Origin of the sequence: Mechercharimyces sp. CAU 1602, from assembly GCF_024753565.1 — a bacterium.
In the GTDB taxonomy this organism is placed as follows: domain Bacteria; phylum Bacillota; class Bacilli; order Thermoactinomycetales; family JANTPT01; genus Mechercharimyces.
In genome coordinates this window covers 195,471-214,175 of sequence record NZ_JANTPT010000001.1, presented here as the reverse complement: position 1 = coordinate 214,175, position 18,705 = coordinate 195,471, and the positions used below count along the sequence as shown (strand labels likewise).

Here is an 18,705-nt window from a genome sequence, read left to right as displayed (position 1 = left end):
TACATATAGATACAAGAAAGAAAAAAAGGAGGGTGCGTATGTCAGTGCGACCAAAAAAACCTAATCCTTACCAGGATCAATATCGCTGTTGGACACCTTACGTTTCACCGTATCAGTGCTGTCCACCGATACGAATAAAGGAGTATGTTTGTCCGCCCAATCTGTTCTTAGGCTATCAGCCACCTAACCTACCCCAATATCCACCAGAGGAAGCACTTCGAGTGGGGACTCTCTGGCCTATTTTCTACAGCCCATATCCACGATGTGCGCGTAAAGAGGGGGAGCAGAATGGAACACCCTAAAACTGAGGAACCAAAAATGGATGAAGGATATTATCAACTTCTTTATCAACTTCAAGTCGTCGAATTCACTATCTTAGAACTAAACTTGTATTTAGATACGCATCCTTGTGATCAGCAAGCGATATATCAATTTAACCAATGCAGTTACCAATTGCAGCAACTTAAACATGATTTTGAATGTAAATATGGGCCCTTAACCAACTTTGGCTTTAGCTACATGGAGCCCGGGAAAGAATGGTATCAAGGTCCATGGCCGTGGGAAGTTTAGCAAAGGAGGAGCGGCGATTTTATGTGGATATATGAAAAAAAACTTCAATATCCCGTGCGAGTCGGCACGTGTAACCCTCGTATGGCAAAGTATTTAATCGAACAGTATGGGGGTGCCGACGGAGAGTTGGCAGCTGCCCTGCGTTACCTTAATCAACGATATACAATTCCTGATAAAGTAAAAGGACTGTTAACTGATATCGGAACAGAAGAGTTCGCACACCTGGAAATGATTGCGACAATGGTGTATAAATTAACCAAGGATGCACCCATAGAAGAGTTGGAGAAAGTGGGATTAGGGGCTCACTATGCAAATCATGAACGTGCCCTCTTTTACGAAAATGCGGCGGGGGACGCTTTTACGGCTACGTATATTCAAGCCAAAGGAGATCCGATCGCTGATCTATATGAAGATATTGCTGCAGAAGAAAAAGCAAGGGCGACGTACCAATGGTTGATTGACATGTCAGATGATCCTGATATTATCGACAGCTTACGTTTTTTACGCGAACGCGAAATCGTTCATTCACAGCGCTTCCGTGAAGCTGTAGAAATCTTGAAAGACCAACGCGATTGTCAAAAATACTTTTAATCCCGACTATAAAGAGAGAAGCTACCCCTTTGTGGGGTAGCTTCTCTCTTTATAGTCTGTGTTATAAAATTGATGCATAGCGTCATACTACAGGTAGGAGTTATTACAATTTTAACGTACGCGCCAATTGAGAAGCTCGAAAAGGTTGATACATTTTGGCTGCATCAATAGACGTCCACAACTTTGTACCTGCAACTACTTTCTGATCCGAAACAAAACGAATGTAATCATATTCACTTAATTGATCCAACATTGTCTGCCATTCCTGTTGACTACCAATATAATCATGAAATAATTGGTAAATTTCATCTATATCAATCGCTTCTCTTTTTTCTCTGGGACGACTGGGATCCAGTTGTGGATAAATCAACAATCCCCATAAAATTACGAGCATAGCTTTAGAAGAAGGCTCCCATGCCTGTTGAACAGATTGTTCTGAACGATAAGAATGACGTATCATCAGTAACGAACTCAATTCACGAACTGACAATGAACTCATAACCTCTTCTCCCTTCACAAAGATCACTTCCGCTTTCTAGCACTTCCTGCTTGTATTCCACTAGAGTGATCACTACACTGTATGCTACACTTATTTCCAATTCACTCTTTTTTTATACTGCATCTTAAATATTTGTGTAATTTTTTCTGGAACATTCCGGTTGCGATCTGATATAGTAAGATAAACACTAAAGAGTTTACAAATAAAAGGAGGGAGAAGATGATTCATACAAAAAAAGGAAGGTATAATGATGTGGAAAATGAGGAGATCATTTCGTTTTTAAATCAGAGTGACCAAGTAGGAAAAAACGATCGAGAACTTATACAAGAACTAGCTTCCCGTCTAAATCGTGGGTATACAGGAATCGCTGCACACGTACGAAAACTACGCCTTGAGCATCCTGAACGTTTCCCTAATCTTCCTGCCTTGCCCCATCCTTCTCCAAGACGCCTTAACAGTTGGAGCAAAGAAGAAGAAGAACAGGTGATTGCTACGGTAAATTCTTATTCGCAAGAAGGCCAGCCGATTTCATTAGCCATCCGTGAACTGGAAACGAAATTGTCCCGTACACAAGGGGCTATCTATCAGCGCGTCTATCACTTACGCAAACAATCCCCCGAGAGATTTCATAAAATGCCCTCCCTCCGCCCCCGTCGCCCACGCTTGGAAAAAGAGTTAACGTCCTTAAGGGTATCCACACAAGAAGTAGCCGCATCTCGAATAGACGATTGGCTCAGCATATCTTCTATAGATAAAACCGATTTTTCCGACATCAAAAGACAGAAGATTAAGGATTCAGACGAGGTGAGACTCCTGTTACTCGCATTTGAACAGCGGTACGGAAAGGCAAATGACGCAGTAAAGCAGCAACTCATTAAATTAATCCAACACTATGGACCCACCCGTTTCTCTATCATGATGTTTATGATTACTGAGGACAAACAGTTTCCTGAGACGATTGCACAATTGTTAACTTTACGCCTACAGGAGCAGTACCCGTTTTAATTTCCTAATACATTCTACTAATTAAAAGCGCGGGCTCCCCGCCCGCGCTTTTAATTAGATCCTGATTCGTCTGTTTCCCGTAATCGCACAGGGATACTTGCCAGCAATACGGTCGTACGGTTACGAGATTGTGGTCGAACTTCGATTTGCCCTACAACATCATATCCGAAATCGTCACATAAATGAGCGAGCTTCGTTTGAAACTCTTTTAGTTTCCGTTCGTCGATGTCTGAACGCTGGTAACTAAGAACTAACGATAGACGGTCATCTGCCGTTCGAGCTGTCGGCGCTTCTTTCTTCTCTTTCCCGAAAATATTAAGAAGTAGCACGTGAATTCCACCCCGATCCCAAGCTTAAGCAATGGAAAATATCCGTTTAATGCGGTGAATAAGACCTGGCGCCTCTAACTCCATAAATGGTATATCCTCTCCATTCATTCGTCGTGCAATATTGGTGAAGGCTCTTCCCGCCACTGATTTTGCATCTAAAATTACTGGTTCCCCTGTATTGGACGAACGAATAATGCGCTTATCTTCTGGAACAACGCCAAGCAAATTAATCGCTAGATGGTTTTGTACGCGCTCCACGCTCAACATATCACCGTCTCGTACCATGCCTGGTTGTACACGGTTTACAATCAGATCAATGCCTTTCAGATCTGCAGACTCTAATAATCCGATCACCCGGTCTGAATCTCGTACAGAAGGAATTTCAGGGTTAACTACAAGGATCGCACGATCAGCAGGAGCGATCGCATTACGGAAGCCACCTTCGATTCCTGCTGGGGAATCAATTAAGATGTACTCAAAATCCTCACGTAGCTCTTCTACAACGCGCATCACTTCGCTGGAAGTAATCTCTTCTTTATATCTGGTTTGTGCCGCAGGAAGTAATGCTAGCTCAGGAAATTCTTTGTGTCGTACCAAAGATTGTCTTAATTTACTAATTCCTTCAATAACATCGACAATGTCGTACACAATCCTATTTTCTAATCCCAACATTAAATCTAGCTTTCTTAGGCCAATGTCTGTATCTACCAGGCACACCTTTTTCCCTAGTTGCGCAAGGCCGAGTCCCACCGACGCTACAGTCGTGGTTTTCCCAACACCGCCTTTACCGCTTGTTATGGTGATTGCCACGGATTCATGCTTCATGATACTTGCCCCTTTCCTAACCCTATAAGCCTATAAGCCGTATTGATGAGAGTGGACATCTCTCTAAAATGACACCATTAACAAGTCTTGCTAACATTATATCACAGTCCCTTTTCTCTTTCATTTTCAATTTTAGAAATCTGTCGATTTATTTGTCATCCCATTTGATGTAAATTGGTCTAATTCACGTGCTAATAGATTCCACACGATAACAGCCGCGGCAGCATCATCTACATACCCCATAAAAGGGAGCAAATCGGGTAGAACATCCGTAGGAATAATAAAATACAGCAGAGCGGCTCCTACAATCGCTTTCTTCTTCTTACTCGTATCTGGATGACGAAAGTAGGCATACATCACACGCAGTTTATTAATAAGAGTGGATAGCCCTCCCACCTTACTCACTTTTGAATCAAATGTAGTCATAATCTTTTGCTCACCCTGCGCTGTTCCTGCAACCTTTCGCAATAACAGTAACTTCTTTATTATTCTTTTCTTCATCTTTTTAGACATTGTGATCATCCTCCCTTCATCGTGTTAGAAAGAAGAAGCACAGTGAGGACAAGCTTGATCTTCTTCGCCCACCAATCCCGCACAGTATGGGCAAATCACCATCGTTGCTCCTTCTTGTGCCTTCTGTTCTTCTTTCACTGGTTGCGCTTTCGTTGGGGTTACCGATTTTACTGGTGTGCGCTCAACATTTGTCTCTACTTGCGTAGGAGGAGATGCTGAGGAAACAGCCGTTGTCACTGTTGATTCAGGAGGGCGTTCATCTTGTATCGTGATCCGCTCTGGTTGGGGAGAGATGGGGGGAGCTGAGGAAACTTCCAGTTCCACTTCTTGCGTCGGTTCTGCCTCCACATCCAGGTTTGTTATCGGCATCAGTTGACCACACGCTGGACATGCATCACGTTCATGTTCCACCCATTCCCCACAGCCAGGACACGGTATTTTATCTTGAAGCGACAAACGCTCTTGTTCCAACTCTTCTTTTTGCTTATGAAGCATCTGCAATGCTTTCACGGTTTCCTTAACATTCGGATCCTCATGAACAGCCCATTCTTTATCCCACGCTTGAAGTGTCGCCACCCCTAATCGATGATAATAGCGCTTAATATCCTCTTCTTTTCTTCTAATGTTCATAGAAAGTTTACTCGCTTCCAACACACGGCGCGAGCGCTGACCAGTAGTTTCTACCCCTTTACCTACTTTATTCTTTAGCTCATCAAAGAAACCCATGTCATATCACTCCTCTAAATCCTGATGCGCATACCGATCTTCTCATCATTCTAACTCCTATGTATCAAGAATAAGGGTTTTTTCTACACATGGAAAGCCCCCTTGTGTAAAAGGGGGCTTAAAATCACCTTATTCATATCGAGGACCCGGACCTCTTCCCATTCCATATCCTTCTGGGCCGCCTGCTGGGCCACCGGGGCCTCTTCCCATTCCATATCCTCCTGGGCCGCCTGCTGGGCCACCGGGGCCTCTTCCCATTCCATATCCTTCTGGGCCGCCTGCTGGGCCACCGGGGCCTCTTCCCATTCCATATCCTCCTGGGCCACCTGCTGGGCCACCGGGGCCTCTTCCCATTCCATATCCTCCTGGGCCGCCTGCTGGGCCACCGGGGCCTCTTCCCATTCCATATCCTCCTGGGCCACCTGCTGGGCCACCGGGGCCTCTTCCCATTCCATATCCTCCTGGGCCACCTGCTGGACCACCGGGGCCTCTTCCCGTTCCATATCCTCCTGGGCCGCTCGCTGAACCACCGGGGCCTCTTCCCATTCCATATCCTCCTGGGCCACCTGCTGGACCACCGGGGCCTCTTCCCGTTCCATATCCTCCTGGGCCACCTGCTGGGCCACCGGGGCCTCTTCCCATTCCATATCCTCCTGGGCCACCTGCTGGACCACCGGGGCCTCTTCCCATTCCATATCCTCCTGGGCCACCTGCTGGTCCACCGGGACCTCTTCCCATTCCATATCCTCCTGGGCCGCCTGCTGGACCACCGGGACCTCTTCCCATTCCATATCCTCCTGGGCCGCCTGCTGGACCACCGGGACCTCGATTCACAGGAGCTCCAACTGAGGGTCCATCTGAACCTTCTACATTACTCCCTGAATTCTGTTGAGGTGTCCCTGCCCCTGCTGGCGGTCTTCCCAAGCCAAAGAGACCATTGCCTCCAGACTGAAGCATATTACCTAATTGCTTGCGCGCCATCCCCATTAATAGTTGCTGAAGCAAGGCTTTCATCCTTTCGTATAACAAACTTTAATACATGTTCCCTATACCTTATGCACAAAATAGAATCCTTGCATGGGTCAGCAAACACAGGATGATGGCTGAAAAACCCTAAGCTGAATGAACCTGTTCTTGTCTGTAACCTTCTTTTCTACGTTCAGACTTGCTCAGACCATAGCGTAACCACCATGAACCTAGCACAAGGAATAATGCGGTTAGTAAGAATAAATATCTGATTCCCATAAAACCAGCAAAAACCCCGCCTAACATCGGACCTAGCATATTGCCTAATGAAATTGCGCTGGTACTATAACCAAAAGCCGTACTTTCCTTACCCACAGGTGAATGATGGCGGATAAGCGCATGAAGTGAGGGAAGCAACCCACCTAGACACATTCCTAATAAAAAGCGAGCAATCAACAATGTCCACACCGATGAAACCAAGGCGTGTGGAATATGCACCAATGCCGCCCCAATCATCGTAATAAATAGCACTTTATCAGCACCATAGCGATCCGCCATTTTTCCTAGCCGAGGTGAAGTTAACATATTAGCAAAACCGGCAACTGCTGTTACCAAACCAGTAAAGAAGGCAATATATCCACCTGGTGCCCCTAATTCCTTTACAAATAAAGGCATTTGCGGCATGGGAGACATCATTGCAAACTGAATAATAAAAGCAACAGAAAAAAGTAATAACAAAGGTTTATGATGTAAAATGAGAGATCCTTCTTTGAAAAAGGAAACTTTAGCTGTTTGTGGCTCCGGTTTCACTTCTTCCTTCACCATTAACCACACTACTAACGCCGCCAATCCAATACATATACTGGTGATAAAAAAAATCATGCGAAAGCCGATCCACTCTGCTAATAACCCTCCCATAAACGGCCCCATAATTGAACCTGATACTCCTCCTGCTTGCAACATTCCAAGAGCGTAACCTGTTTGCTTAGACGGCGTATTGGTTGCCACCAATGATATCGACGCAGGAATAAACCCAGAGACAGTTCCATTTAGTAAACGCAAAAAGAAAAGATGAAGTGGTGATGTAGCGAATCCCATCAAAAGGATTACGATGGACATTCCAAATCCCGATCGCAGGACCATAATTTTACGACCATATCGATCCGCTAGCGTCCCCCAAATAGGAGCAAAGATAAAGGCAGTTAAAAAATTGACACCAAAGATTACCCCCGACCACAACTGTGCCTGCACAGGGTCATCTACTCCGAGCTCACTTAAATAGAGAGGAAGAAAAGGAATGATCATGGTCATTGCTCCAAATACAAGGAATTGGCATGCCATTAATATATAAAGATTACGACGCCATCTGGACACAATACCCTCTCCTCCATGGACAAATTATTTCGTAAACCGAAATATATAAACAAAAAGAAGCGCCTGTAAGAGCAGGCGTCAAAATTGCGGTGTATCGAATGAACGATCATAATCTGTTTTTAATTCTTGTCTTTTAGATCGCTCTACTTTAATAACAAAAGGCATTTTTCTTATACTGTCTATCGTTTTTTCCGACTGAAATCCATCAATATAAAGGCAAACGTAATTTAATCGTGTAGATATATAATGAATATTACCCAGCCGACCTAAAGATCGAGCAGGCTTGACGTCTTCTACCCAAATAGCTAATCCAAGTCGCTCTTTTGTCTTCATTGCCTGTTGACTCCTTTATGCGACTGATTTCACCTCATTTTACCTCATTCTAGGAATTCGTTCAAGGAGATCGCTCGCTATATCCATTTCATATAAAGGCTAATCATGGTTCTCTTTATCCCATGATATACTAAAACCAACTATAAAAGATATTCTAATACCCCCATCTTAGCATGAAAGGAGCAGAAATTACCTTGTTTACACACCTCTACTCACAATTGCTTTCATGTATAAACAAAGATCCCCGCTGTCATCAAATTGAGAGCAAACGATATACCGGCGTCAACTTCCTCTATATCACCTGGAAAGGGCAAAAAAAAGAGACGCTCGAGATCTGCCTGCAACGATGTGCACAACAAATTACTCGGCGTTCTTCTCTAACTTATCAACATCACTTTGTACGCCAAAGTGGTGACTGTTTAATTTATCGTTTTACCTTTTTTGTTCCCAATGAGAAGAGTTTTTGTTGTGGCAATGAGTGTGAAGACTGTATCTTGTTTCGTCGCTCTCATACCTAAAGATTACCCACACTAACCACAACCGGAACGCTTCTTCGCTTGACGGGGATCGTTGATTGGCACTTTAATCGTTTCAGATACTGGTTGTGCTATCAAACGGGATACTTCACTTAGCAATTGATCTAACTTTTCTTCTGCCTTCATATATGAACCGATAAGTGGATGCTGTGCAAGTTGCGACAGTTTCCCAGCTGCTTCTTTTTTAGCTGACCTGTAATCAGGGTGAAAGTGCCCAAAACGCTCCACTTCTTCTACTTTTTCTTTGAAACGCTGAAATTCCTGAATCAGCCTTTGTGCCTCTACATCCTCGGTCACTCGCCGCTTCCACTCCAGGTATTCCTTCATTTCATCACATTCTTTTATTCCTTCTGCTAATTGATCAATTCTGAGAAGGATTTCCGTCATGTCCAATGCAGGCATACAAAATTTCCCTCCCCAATCTATACACAAAAATACCCCGCATAGGTACGGGATACGAAATCCAACTTCATACTAAGCCGTGCTTGGTGTTTTTCCGCTTTCGTTTTATCACTTCTTCTAACTCTTTTTGTACCTTTTCTGGAGTCCACGCTTGACTCGTATCCAGTGACTTTAATTTCTTAAACTTCCCTCTACCATTAATCGGCCCATCATCTGATGACTTTTTATCAATCACGTGGCTTCACCGCCTGCCTCAAGTTTTTCCGTGAGGATAAGATTCGCGAAGCGATTAAGAGTAAATGCTTCTTTTCCATCATTATATCATAAAGACGACTGGATGCGATCCCCTTATCTGTACTATCCATCCGAAAAATAGACACGAAACAACCTGTTGCCACCTTCATACTATAACTATACTCATACGGATATGTGGCATTTTGAGAAATTACATCCTCCTCATTAAGAATACACTCCACTTCAGGTGTCTCTTCCTCCATTGAAAAAGCTTCTTGAAAGGGAGCACCAGCTGATCCACTCAAGTGAATCATCTCACCTTCCCGCTCATAGTATGCAATAGCAAAACACTCTTCACTCATTTCTTTATGAAGACGATCTAATAGCAGATCCGGTTGAATTTCATACGGATGGTAGATGATTGATTCGTACAACCGAAGTTCCCCACCTAGCTTCGACGCTAATTCGGCTACGGTAAGATACTCATCTCGGCTGGTTGCTAACTTATCCTGCAGCAGACGATTCTCCCATTTCATCTCCTCCAATTGGGGAGCCATCTTTTCCTCCCATCGTTTTCGTTCCTCGTAGTGAGTAGAAAAAAAGAGAAACTCAGCAAATTCTGAATAAAAATAGGATTTATGATCCCCCAGCATGCGTAAGGCAGATTGTGCAATGACCATCATCACCAACCCTGCATAACAACCGATCAACAAGGGACTCTCATAAAATGATTGCCGAAATTCATCCGACAACAGTGGCAATAGAATAACGGATGTACGAAATAGTGCTCCGTATCTTGAAATTGTGCCGACTCGATTCGTCCACATTACAGTGGAGACAAAGAATGCCCCTATCCATTTCCATATAAATTCCCCTGTAAAGCGTGGAACATCCAAGTCTTTCGCCAAAGATTTGTTCTTCTCTTTGGGTTCCACTTCCATCCAACTCCTCCTTCCTCCTTAAAATTTAAACATCTCTATAACAATTTGTTTGTTCTGCATCATTATTCGTTTCTCCTCACCGGTATAAAATTCCTGCTAATCACTCATGCTTGGGCTCGTTAAAGAGATCCGTGCACGATGAATATTGGTAAGTATCCACTGCTCTTCTTTCCCACCCTCCGTCTCACCTAAAACCACCCACTCTCCTTGCTCTTTCTCTAATCGAAGAGGGTAGAGCGAAGCAGATGTCGATTCGTTTCGTTCTTCTATTTCAAGTGGAAGCTGTAATCGCACTGCTGTCCGTACGATCTCTTTTAACGTTGACGGATGATAAGATCGCATTCCCTTTATCCACAGCTCAGGTAAACGTGCTACTTCCGGCATTACGTCTACTAACTGGGGATAGGTAGTCACCATCTCCTCACACTCTTTATCGCTCTGCATTAAAGAAAACGTCTGCTCTTGAGACAAAGACTGATTTTCATTACCCTCCCAAGCCTGCGTTTTCTTCTTTTTCCACCACACTTGGCTATATCCTTCTGTATGCAGAGCCTTCATCAATTCTTCTTCCTTGACAGGATCAACTTCAAACGTAGAAGGACTCACCTGATTACGAAAATACACGTGCAAAAGAGGATGGTGTATGATTTCGTCACGTAACCACTCCTCTTCAATTTCTACAAGTATTGCATTACGTAGCGAAATATCGCCTCCTCCGTCTCCATATAACAACCACTCCTTTACGTTGGAAGGAACGGGGTTTTGACTAATCTGCTCCAGAAAATCTATCATCTTGGCTACCTTCATACCTGCTTTCTTCCCACGTGCGATAGAAGACTCTGTTAAGAGATAGGTAAGTACTTTATCTCCCCCCATATAATCTGCAAATGTTGATAAATGCCACTTTTTCTGTGGATCATACAACACAGGGAGTAATACCTCATAGTCAGCTGTAACGTATACAGAAGAAAGCATGGGAGCCGCTCGGAATAACGGAGCTGGTTCACTCCAACGGAAGCACCATTCTCCTAAAGATGTCCCCAATTCCATCCAGCCAAAAACGTGTAAGGGGCGCAACCAATGTGCAACAATTCCTTCTACCTCTTGTTGCAGCGACCCTTCGTGTTCCTCTACTCCTTCCCACCACCGCTTCACCAGATCATTCACCGTTATCCAGCCCTCTCGTTGCTGTTCCAGCAACCACCATAACCCGCCTTTCCCTAACTTTCCTTGCAGCAGCCCTCGCTTGCTATACTGATAAAGAATGGACTCCACCTGAAGACTGGGTAGTGCTAACCATTTGTTTAACGCCAACTCATCTACCTTACACACTTCCTGCACACACTTGATGATACCCAACTCTTCCCCCAGCGTTTGCAAGAAACGAACGACTCCACTCTTTCCTTCGTGCTCACACCAAATTGTCTCGTCTAATATGTCTTCTTCCAACTGCAGCTCCGCCACCAATTTACGTTCCTGTCGCACTGTAATCTGACCATCCACCGTCAACTTCAATGGATCGCGATGAAGAAGATGCAAAAAATGAAAAAAATCTTGACCTAAGCTGCCCCCCTCACTTGATACAGTTTGTACATTTTTTTTGCGAGCCAGTGTATGTGTAGAGAAGAGAACTTTGTACCAAGCTTCCCTTACTTCAAGCGGACATCTGTACCATCGCTGTCCCCATGGTTTGCGCATACAAAATAAAAAACCACGTTGACATAACCGAATCAATGCTACGCGCCGATCTAATCTCTCTCTACCGACGATGTCAACAAATAGACTTTCCTCGCTCACACCCCCTGCTGCTGAGCTAAATAAAATGGAGCGAAGAAGCTGCCACTCTGCTATCGTCAGTTGTGATCGGCATTGGTGTAAGTACTCTATATCTGTGAGAACATCTTCCAAGGTGGCCTCTTGCTGAGGATATGAATGGGTAGACCGTATTTGTGCACGCACATCAGCAGGTAACGCTTGCAGGCACTCTTCCAATGATTTCATCTTCGCCAATCCCTCCAATGGTCTGCATCGATCGTATGATATGTATACCCTTGTTGTACGAGAAAGAGCTGTCTATGAAAAGCATGCTTCTGCTCCACCGAACCTTGTGAAACTAGCGAATAAAAGATTGCTTCATTTTTCTTTTTAGGCCGTAAAATTCTCCCTAAGCGCTGTGCCTCTTCTTGCCGTGAGCCAAATGTTCCGGACAATTGAATAGCAACACTGGCATCCGGTAAGTCAACCGCAAAGTTAGCTACTTTCGAAACCACCAGTACTTCAATATCTCCTCGGCGGAATTGTTGGTACAGTTGTTCCCGTCTGGAATTAGGTGTTTTCCCGGTCACAAGTGGTACATCTAATCGATGAGCCACTCGTTCTAGCTGCTGCAAATATTGACCAATAATTAATATACGCTCTCCCTGATGATGTTCTACCATCTGTTGCACAACCACATCTTTAGCTTCATTTTCAGCCGCCAACCTCATCTGTTCACGTTTGCTTGCTTTCACCATCTGTTTACGTAGATATCTGGACAGGGGCAATCGTATTTCGACACAATGAGCTTTTGCAATCCAACCAGCATGCTCTAGCTCTTTCCAAGATAGATCGTAGCGCTTGGGTCCAATCAGCGAAAAAACTTCTTGTTCACGTCCATCTTCTCGTACCAACGTCGCCGTCAATCCTAAACGACGTGTCGCTTGTAATTCAGCCGTCGCACGAAAGATAGGGGCAGGTAACAGATGAACCTCATCGTATATGATCAAACCCCAATCACGTTGTTGAAAAAGATTCATATGAGCAAACTCCTGCTGTGCAGAGCGACGGTATGTCAAAATATGATACGTGGCAACTGTGATCGGCTTCACTTCTTTTCTCTCACCTGTATACTCACCAATCTGATCCTCACTCAATTCTAGTTTTTCCTGAAGTTCTCTTATCCATTGTTGTACAGATGTGCGATTGGTCGTTAAAACTAAGGTGGCTTTCCCAATTCTCTCTATCGCTGCAACCCCGATTATGGTTTTCCCTGCTCCGCAAGGAAGAACAAGAACCCCATTACCCCCACCTGCACCGCCATCCACATAAAAACGTTCCATCGCCTCTCGTTGGTAATCGCGTAAAACTGTAGTAGGAGCAAGTCGCACCCTCAGCTTTTCTCCGCCTTCATATCCTCCACAATCGTGAACAGGCCACCCCCACTGGAGTAGTTGCTGCTTCACTCTCCCGCGATTCGATTGTGACAAATAAAAGATGCCTTCTTTTTCACTCGTCCGTGCTTCTACCCATTCACATGCGTGCAACTTTTGCGCAACCTTGGCATGATGACAAGCAAGTATCAATTCACCTGAACTGTTACGCTGAATCTGAATTTGCCCATACCGTCCCATTTCTTGCCTCACTTTTTCTTCCACCTCTAATGGAATCGCTCCATTACTATATCTATGCAGAACCTCTAGCACTTCTGCTGGTTGCAATCCATTTGCAGCGGCATTCCATAAAGAGATAGGTGTTAACTGATAAGTATGTATACCAGAGGGGCTCTTAACACGTTCAGAAAATGGTTCCACTTGAGCCCGTACTTGTGGAAATTGAGGATGTTCTGTTTTTATTCGCACTCGCCCTTGCTGATCTATCAGTAGAGGTAACTCCATTTGTGACGACAACTTTTTCCCCCCTAGATACTCTTTTATGTTAGAATATTGGAAAAGGAACTCATTTGAAACTTTTCTCCCTCCTCTCGCGTCTAAGAGAGTAAGTACAGTTTATGGAGGGAATACACATGATAAAACGACATATTGCAAAATTAACGATGCTTAGCTTCGTTCTTATTTTAGCCGGATGTGGGACAGGAAATGCTCCTGATGAATCAACTAACAACGATTCGTCGACAGGAACCCAGTCTAGCCAAGAAGCGGAATCAGGAGGGGAAAACGGCACCATGGTTTATGAAAAAGTGACCGCAAAACAATTACCCGATACTGTGAAAGCAAAAGTAAATGAGATTAAAGAAGAAGGTGGCGGTCATTCCATTTCAGAAAATGAACAAACCTATCTCATACTCGGATTAGGTCAACGCAATACGGGAGGGTATCAAATTGAAGTAACCAAAGTAGAACGCAAAGAGGATACTGTCCACGTCTACGCGCAAGAAGTAACGCCCCCAGAAGGGGCAATGGTCACCCAAGCGATCACCTATCCAACGACAGTCATCTCACTTGATAATGTCGATGAGCAAGAAGTAGAGTTTACCTATCATATCGAAGAAGCAAAATAACGACGATCTCATCAACGAAGCAGCGGGTATATGACCCGCTGCTTCGTTCCTTTGTTTGTCTTTTTTGTCCTCTTAGGGTCAGTCGGAACAGGGTCCTCTCGGACTGGCTCTGGTTGTTCAGGAGTTGTTGTCTCTGGCTCCACCGGAGAGGTAATCTCTGGCTCTCTGATGGGTCCTACATCGGGCATTCTTAACTTTAGCATGGATTCTCCTCCTTTCACTGTGCTAGTCTACCCCAGAAGAAGTCAGGTCATGACAGGATCTTTCTCTTTTCTTTCCTTCTGTTGGGCACCTACAGTTTGAAAGCCCGTCTCAATCTGATATTATGGAGAGGTTGAAGTTCCATTCTATAATGCTGGGAGGGAAGCACCTTTGACTCAGTCCACCACTCATGTAATAGATATCGCTCAAATACAAGTTTATCTGCAGAAAAGAGACCTTAAGCGTTTACGACCTTTGCTCGATGAATTACAGCCATATGACTTAGCCCAAATCTTCTTCCAACTCAGCCCCCAACTCCAACGCTTGTTATTGGAACATTTGACACGTGATGAGATTGGTGAACTGTTAGAAGAGCTAGAGTCTCCCGATCAGCAAGCAGTGTTAGAAACACTTGGCGCGGAAAAAACAGCGCAAGTATTAAACCGCATGTCATCGGATGAGGTGGCCGACCTCTTAGGTGAGTTAGAAGATAGCAATGTACAAAAGCTTCTTACTACCATGGAGAAAGGCGAAGCGGAAAAAGTACGCGCCCTGCTCGATTATCCGGAAGATACCGCTGGCGGAAAGATGACGACCGAGTATGTCAGCGTATATAATCATTTTACCGCTGATGATGTGATTCAATATTTACGTGAAGAAGCTCCTCAAGCGGAAACCGTTTATTATATCTTTGTCACGGATGCGGATGACCGCCTGGTAGGTGTGGTCTCCTTACGCGAGCTGTTAATTGCGCAACCAAATACTCTGATTCGTGACATTATGTATGAGCGGGTGATTTCAGTCCCGGCTGATATGGATCAAGAAGAAGTAGCCAAACTATTGGAGCGCTATGACTTCCTCGCTATTCCTGTCACTGATGAAGAAGAACGTCTGCTCGGTATTATTACCGTCGATGATATTATTGATGTTCTGATCGAAGAAGCCCAGGAGGATATTTCTAGGTTATCTGCCGTTGGTTATACTGAAAAAGAGGTAATTACCCACCCTTTTTCTTCTGCGCGCCTTCGGATTCCCTGGTTGTTGCTACTCTTGCTCATCGGTGTCTTTACAGCCAACCTACTTGGTTTCTTTGAACATACGATTCAACAAGTCGCAGCTCTCACTTTCTTCATGCCAATGATTGCTGGCATGACAGGAAATACAGGAACACAGTCCTTAGCACTCGTAATTCGGGGACTTTCTACTGGGCAACTAACTCGAGATAAATATTTGCGTGTGCTTGGTCAAGAAGGCATTGTCGGTATGATTATCGCTTCGATTTGCAGCACTATCATCATTGCTGTTGTTACCTTCCTCGAAGGAAACATCTATCTTGGATTAGTTATCGGTGCAGCCCTGTGGTGCACCCTCTTAATCGGCACATTTGTTGGAACCTTGATTCCATTACTACTCAATATAGCTAAAGTGGATCCGGTAGTGGCATCAGGTCCTCTCATCACCACGTTAAATGATGTTTTCTCACTCATCATTTACTTTGGCTTAGCTACACTATTTATCCAGCTATTATAGCTTGGTCTGCCTAAGAAACCATTTTGCAATCAAATGCGTTATAAAAGTGAATATCTAATATTCGCTAGTCTATTTTCACATTTCATGATCATGAGGAGGTTCATGACTGTTGGATGACCCCAGTTTATTCAGCACCATATTCAACTTAATACTCGTTGTTTTTCTCGTCCTACTCAATGGCTTTTTTGTCGCCTCTGAGTTTGCTCTGGTAAAGGTTCGTACCACTCGCTTAGCCAAACTGACCGAACAAGGGAATAAGCGTGCCAAAATGGCGCAAAAGCTTGTCGGCAATCTAGATGCATACCTATCTGCTACACAACTCGGGATTACACTTGCTTCTCTCGGACTTGGGTGGATCGGTGAACCCTTCTTATCACATGCTGTCATCGAGCCCCTATTAGGTGCATTCGGTTTGCCCGAGTGGTTATTACAGACGATTTCATTCGGAACTGCATTTGCCATTATCACCTTTCTTCATATTGTCTTGGGAGAAATGGCACCGAAATCACTAGCGATCCGCCGTGCGGAATCTACAACACTATGGATTGCAGCACCTCTTAATTTGTTTTATAAGCTTTTTTATCCCTTTATTTGGTTCCTTAATGGCTCTGCCAATCTTATTCTAAAGTGGCTGGGAATCGGTCTCCAAAGCGACCACCAGCTAGCTCATACAGAGGATGAGATACGGATGCTGATGGCCCAAAGTCATCGGAGTGGCATGATTGACCAAACAGAGCTCTCACTGTTTGACAATATCTTTGAGTTTGCTGATCGAGTTGCACGTGAAATCATGGTTCCTCGTGTGAACATCATTTGTTTATATACGGAAGATACATTTGAACAAAATTTAGAGGTTATTAAGCAGGCAGGTGTGACGCGAATTCCTCTCTGTCGTGAAGATAAAGATGACATTATCGGTGTCATTCATATCCGCGATGTATATGAGCAACTATTAAATGGTAATCAACCTGACTTAGAAACATTGGTGCGCCCCAATGTCTTGGTACCAGAAACCATGGAGATCAAAGATGTGTTACGCACCCTACAGAAAAATAAAGCAGGCATGGCCATTGTTGTCGATGAGTATGGAGGAACAGCCGGCTTGGTCACAACTGAGGATATTATCGAAGAGATTGTCGGTGAGATCCAAGATGAGTTTGATGATGAACGCCCATTTTACACAAAAAATGGGGAAGAAACCTCAATCGATGCACGACTTCTCATCGAGGAAGTAAACGATTACTTCGGTATGGATATTGACGATGAGAATAACGACACCATTGGAGGCTGGTTCTTCTCCCAGCTACAAAAAGTACCCGAAGTTAATGACGCAGTAACTTACCTGTCATGGACCTTCGTCGTAAAAGAAGTAGATCAACGAAGTGTAACTCGCCTCGTCGTAACCCAGAACCCTCTCGAAATAGAAAGAGAGGAAGACGAACAAACACCCCCAGCACCTACCAGCTAGGAGCTGGGGTGTTTTGTTTATAAATCATTTATCAAATTAACGGTGCTGCATGGCTTTTATCATCGCCGTATAGATATGTGTATTTTCATAAACACCTGCTAAACGGTGAGCACCTACCCCCATCGCGGTCAAAGGAATATTAACAGCGGTATGACCTTTCGTCGTCCAATCGAGCGTAAATTCCTCATTGGAACCGGTAATCGGGAAAGGGCCATCTTCTTGGGAGATGCCATCGCCTGATTCATCACCATCGTCCACTTTCTCAATGCTAAGTCCACCTGTTTCATGGTCCCCCACTACAATAACAAGGGTATCACGATTATCCTTTGCAAATCTACGCGCCACATCAACGGCAGCATCTAGCTGTTCCCCTGCTTTCAGCATCATGGCAGCGTTGTTCTTATGGCTCATACTATCAATACCCTCATCTTCAATCACTAAGAAAAAACCTTTTCGATTTTTAGATAAAGTTTGAAGGGCTTTTTTCGTCATATCTGCTAACGGAACAACCGGTTCATATGAGCCACCCTCCTCTGCGGCTTCAAACATCTCTTCATTTGCAAACAGTCCTAAAATCTTCTTTCCCCGTACTAAATCTAACTCTTCCGCATTGGCTACATATTGATACCCCTCTGCCTTTGCTTTTTCTACCAAATCCCCGTGCTCACTCTGGCTGTAGCTCTCATCCGTATCTGCATACCTGCCTTCCACACCTGCTGGGTAGAAAAAATTCTCCCCTCCCCCGAGGATTACATCTGGTTGACTCTCTTCGATATACTGGCGGGCAATCTCACCCTCCTGCTTCCGGCTCTCCACATGCGCAGCGAAGGCAGCTGTAGTGGCGTCCGTAATACGACCTGTAGTTACAATACCCGTCGCTTTACCTTTGCGCTTTGCAAACTCCAGTGCCGTCTCTTTGCTCTTACCATCCGCATCCACGCCGATACTTTTACGCTTGGTCTTCATTCCGATAGCCATCGCAGTCGCCGCCGCCCCTGAATCTGTAAGGAAATCATCCGCCGGACGAGTGCGAACAAACCCTGCCACCGGCATTTTATCCATCGCCAATTTCCCACTTAAACCTACGGTATGCAGGCGAATTGCATCTCGATGAGCTTGTCCCATACCATCACCTACAATCAATATCACATTTTTTGCTTTTGGCCCAGTATGAAACGACTTTGAATGGGCTGAGGCAGGAATCATCCCGTTTGTTAATAAGGTGATTGCAAGCAATCCCGTTAAAGCTATCATTCGTTTTTTCATCACTTCACTTCCTTTGTATTCGTTTTTTCAACTTAAACACATCGTACGATTCCAGTATGAGTATACTGTGAATCTCTCTTAAAGCAGTCTCTAATTTTGTATAAATATTTACATCAAAAA

Annotated in this window: 23 protein-coding genes; 8 read left to right on the top strand and 15 right to left on the bottom strand. The window is 44.4% G+C overall.

Features of this window, described 5'->3' with window-relative positions:
- Positions 1 to 38 precede the first annotated feature (38 nt).
- From NXZ84_RS01170 to NXZ84_RS01160, 3 genes are read left to right on the top strand one after another with little or no spacing between them, the layout of a single operon-like run.
- Positions 39 to 302 (top strand): spore coat associated protein CotJA, encoded by a 264-nt coding sequence (locus NXZ84_RS01170; RefSeq protein ID WP_258838475.1) that lies wholly within the window; start codon positions 39 to 41, stop codon positions 300 to 302.
- The gene (locus NXZ84_RS01165) at positions 289 to 570 is read left to right on the top strand and encodes a spore coat protein CotJB (protein ID WP_258838474.1); all 282 of its coding nucleotides are present in this window, start codon (positions 289 to 291) and stop codon (positions 568 to 570) included. The genes NXZ84_RS01170 and NXZ84_RS01165 overlap by 14 nt, the downstream gene beginning before the upstream one ends.
- A gap of 21 nt (positions 571 to 591) precedes the next feature.
- Positions 592 to 1,161, top strand: coding sequence for a manganese catalase family protein (locus tag NXZ84_RS01160; RefSeq protein ID WP_258838473.1), 570 nt, complete (start codon positions 592 to 594; stop codon positions 1,159 to 1,161).
- A 103-nt stretch (positions 1,162 to 1,264) separates the two neighbouring features.
- Here the strand turns inward: NXZ84_RS01160 and NXZ84_RS01155 are convergent, their stop codons facing one another.
- Positions 1,265 to 1,660 (bottom strand): hypothetical protein, encoded by a 396-nt coding sequence (locus NXZ84_RS01155; protein ID WP_258838472.1) that lies wholly within the window; start codon positions 1,658 to 1,660, stop codon positions 1,265 to 1,267.
- Positions 1,661 to 1,879: 219 nt separating this feature from the next.
- On the opposite strand from NXZ84_RS01155, the gene NXZ84_RS01150 reads away from it, so the two are divergent.
- Positions 1,880 to 2,665, top strand: coding sequence for a hypothetical protein (locus NXZ84_RS01150; RefSeq protein ID WP_258838471.1), 786 nt, complete (start codon positions 1,880 to 1,882; stop codon positions 2,663 to 2,665).
- Positions 2,666 to 2,715: 50 nt separating this feature from the next.
- Here the strand turns inward: NXZ84_RS01150 and NXZ84_RS01145 are convergent, their stop codons facing one another.
- The 7 genes from NXZ84_RS01145 to NXZ84_RS01115 form a co-directional block, all read right to left on the bottom strand.
- Positions 2,716 to 2,994, bottom strand: coding sequence for a hypothetical protein (locus NXZ84_RS01145; RefSeq protein WP_258838470.1), 279 nt, complete (start codon positions 2,992 to 2,994; stop codon positions 2,716 to 2,718).
- Positions 2,995 to 3,018: 24 nt separating this feature from the next.
- Entirely contained in the window at positions 3,019 to 3,819 is an 801-nt protein-coding gene (gene minD, locus NXZ84_RS01140; protein ID WP_258838469.1) for a septum site-determining protein MinD, read from the bottom strand.
- Between the two features lie 132 nt (positions 3,820 to 3,951).
- Positions 3,952 to 4,332, bottom strand: coding sequence for a YkvA family protein (locus NXZ84_RS01135; RefSeq protein WP_258838468.1), 381 nt, complete (start codon positions 4,330 to 4,332; stop codon positions 3,952 to 3,954).
- A gap of 24 nt (positions 4,333 to 4,356) precedes the next feature.
- Positions 4,357 to 5,058, bottom strand: a complete 702-nt coding sequence (locus tag NXZ84_RS01130; protein ID WP_258838467.1) for a hypothetical protein — start codon at positions 5,056 to 5,058, stop codon at positions 4,357 to 4,359.
- 129 nt (positions 5,059 to 5,187) lie between these two features.
- Complete coding sequence (locus NXZ84_RS01125) at positions 5,188 to 6,072, bottom strand: hypothetical protein (RefSeq protein ID WP_258838466.1); 885 nt, start codon at positions 6,070 to 6,072, stop codon at positions 5,188 to 5,190.
- A gap of 99 nt (positions 6,073 to 6,171) precedes the next feature.
- Complete coding sequence (locus NXZ84_RS01120) at positions 6,172 to 7,398, bottom strand: MFS transporter (protein ID WP_258838465.1); 1,227 nt, start codon at positions 7,396 to 7,398, stop codon at positions 6,172 to 6,174.
- Between the two features lie 78 nt (positions 7,399 to 7,476).
- A complete protein-coding gene (locus tag NXZ84_RS01115) occupies positions 7,477 to 7,731 on the bottom strand; it encodes a YlbG family protein (RefSeq protein ID WP_258838464.1) in 255 nt (84 codons plus the stop codon).
- Between the two features lie 173 nt (positions 7,732 to 7,904).
- Between NXZ84_RS01115 and NXZ84_RS01110 the strand changes: the two genes are divergently transcribed.
- Entirely contained in the window at positions 7,905 to 8,249 is a 345-nt protein-coding gene (locus NXZ84_RS01110) for a hypothetical protein (RefSeq protein WP_258838463.1), read from the top strand.
- A 12-nt stretch (positions 8,250 to 8,261) separates the two neighbouring features.
- Here the strand turns inward: NXZ84_RS01110 and NXZ84_RS01105 are convergent, their stop codons facing one another.
- The 5 genes from NXZ84_RS01105 to NXZ84_RS01085 form a co-directional block, all read right to left on the bottom strand.
- The gene (locus NXZ84_RS01105; protein ID WP_258838462.1) at positions 8,262 to 8,669 is read right to left on the bottom strand and encodes a YlbF/YmcA family competence regulator; all 408 of its coding nucleotides are present in this window, start codon (positions 8,667 to 8,669) and stop codon (positions 8,262 to 8,264) included.
- Between the two features lie 67 nt (positions 8,670 to 8,736).
- Entirely contained in the window at positions 8,737 to 8,904 is a 168-nt protein-coding gene (locus NXZ84_RS01100; protein WP_258838461.1) for a hypothetical protein, read from the bottom strand.
- Entirely contained in the window at positions 8,897 to 9,844 is a 948-nt protein-coding gene (locus NXZ84_RS01095) for a hypothetical protein (RefSeq protein WP_258838460.1), read from the bottom strand. The genes NXZ84_RS01100 and NXZ84_RS01095 overlap by 8 nt, the downstream gene beginning before the upstream one ends.
- A 96-nt stretch (positions 9,845 to 9,940) precedes the next feature.
- Positions 9,941 to 11,845, bottom strand: a complete 1,905-nt coding sequence (locus NXZ84_RS01090) for a helicase-associated domain-containing protein (RefSeq protein WP_258838459.1) — start codon at positions 11,843 to 11,845, stop codon at positions 9,941 to 9,943.
- Positions 11,842 to 13,497, bottom strand: a complete 1,656-nt coding sequence (locus NXZ84_RS01085; protein WP_258840299.1) for a DNA repair helicase XPB — start codon at positions 13,495 to 13,497, stop codon at positions 11,842 to 11,844. The genes NXZ84_RS01090 and NXZ84_RS01085 overlap by 4 nt, the downstream gene beginning before the upstream one ends.
- Before the next feature lie 128 nt (positions 13,498 to 13,625).
- Here NXZ84_RS01085 and NXZ84_RS01080 point away from each other — a divergent pair, with 128 nt between their 5' ends.
- Positions 13,626 to 14,120, top strand: coding sequence for a protease complex subunit PrcB family protein (locus NXZ84_RS01080; protein WP_258838458.1), 495 nt, complete (start codon positions 13,626 to 13,628; stop codon positions 14,118 to 14,120).
- An 11-nt stretch (positions 14,121 to 14,131) separates the two neighbouring features.
- Here NXZ84_RS01080 and NXZ84_RS01075 read toward each other — a convergent pair whose 3' ends face one another.
- The gene (locus tag NXZ84_RS01075; protein ID WP_258838457.1) at positions 14,132 to 14,323 is read right to left on the bottom strand and encodes a hypothetical protein; all 192 of its coding nucleotides are present in this window, start codon (positions 14,321 to 14,323) and stop codon (positions 14,132 to 14,134) included.
- A 169-nt stretch (positions 14,324 to 14,492) separates the two neighbouring features.
- Here NXZ84_RS01075 and mgtE point away from each other — a divergent pair, with 169 nt between their 5' ends.
- Positions 14,493 to 15,851: a magnesium transporter gene (gene mgtE / locus NXZ84_RS01070; RefSeq protein WP_258838456.1), complete on the top strand. Its 1,359-nt coding sequence runs from the start codon at positions 14,493 to 14,495 to the stop codon at positions 15,849 to 15,851.
- 109 nt (positions 15,852 to 15,960) lie between these two features.
- Positions 15,961 to 17,319 (top strand): hemolysin family protein, encoded by a 1,359-nt coding sequence (locus tag NXZ84_RS01065; RefSeq protein WP_258838455.1) that lies wholly within the window; start codon positions 15,961 to 15,963, stop codon positions 17,317 to 17,319.
- Positions 17,320 to 17,355: 36 nt separating this feature from the next.
- On the opposite strand, the gene NXZ84_RS01060 is transcribed toward NXZ84_RS01065, so the two are convergent.
- Entirely contained in the window at positions 17,356 to 18,585 is a 1,230-nt protein-coding gene (locus NXZ84_RS01060; RefSeq protein ID WP_258838454.1) for an alkaline phosphatase, read from the bottom strand.
- Positions 18,586 to 18,705: the final 120 nt, after the last annotated feature.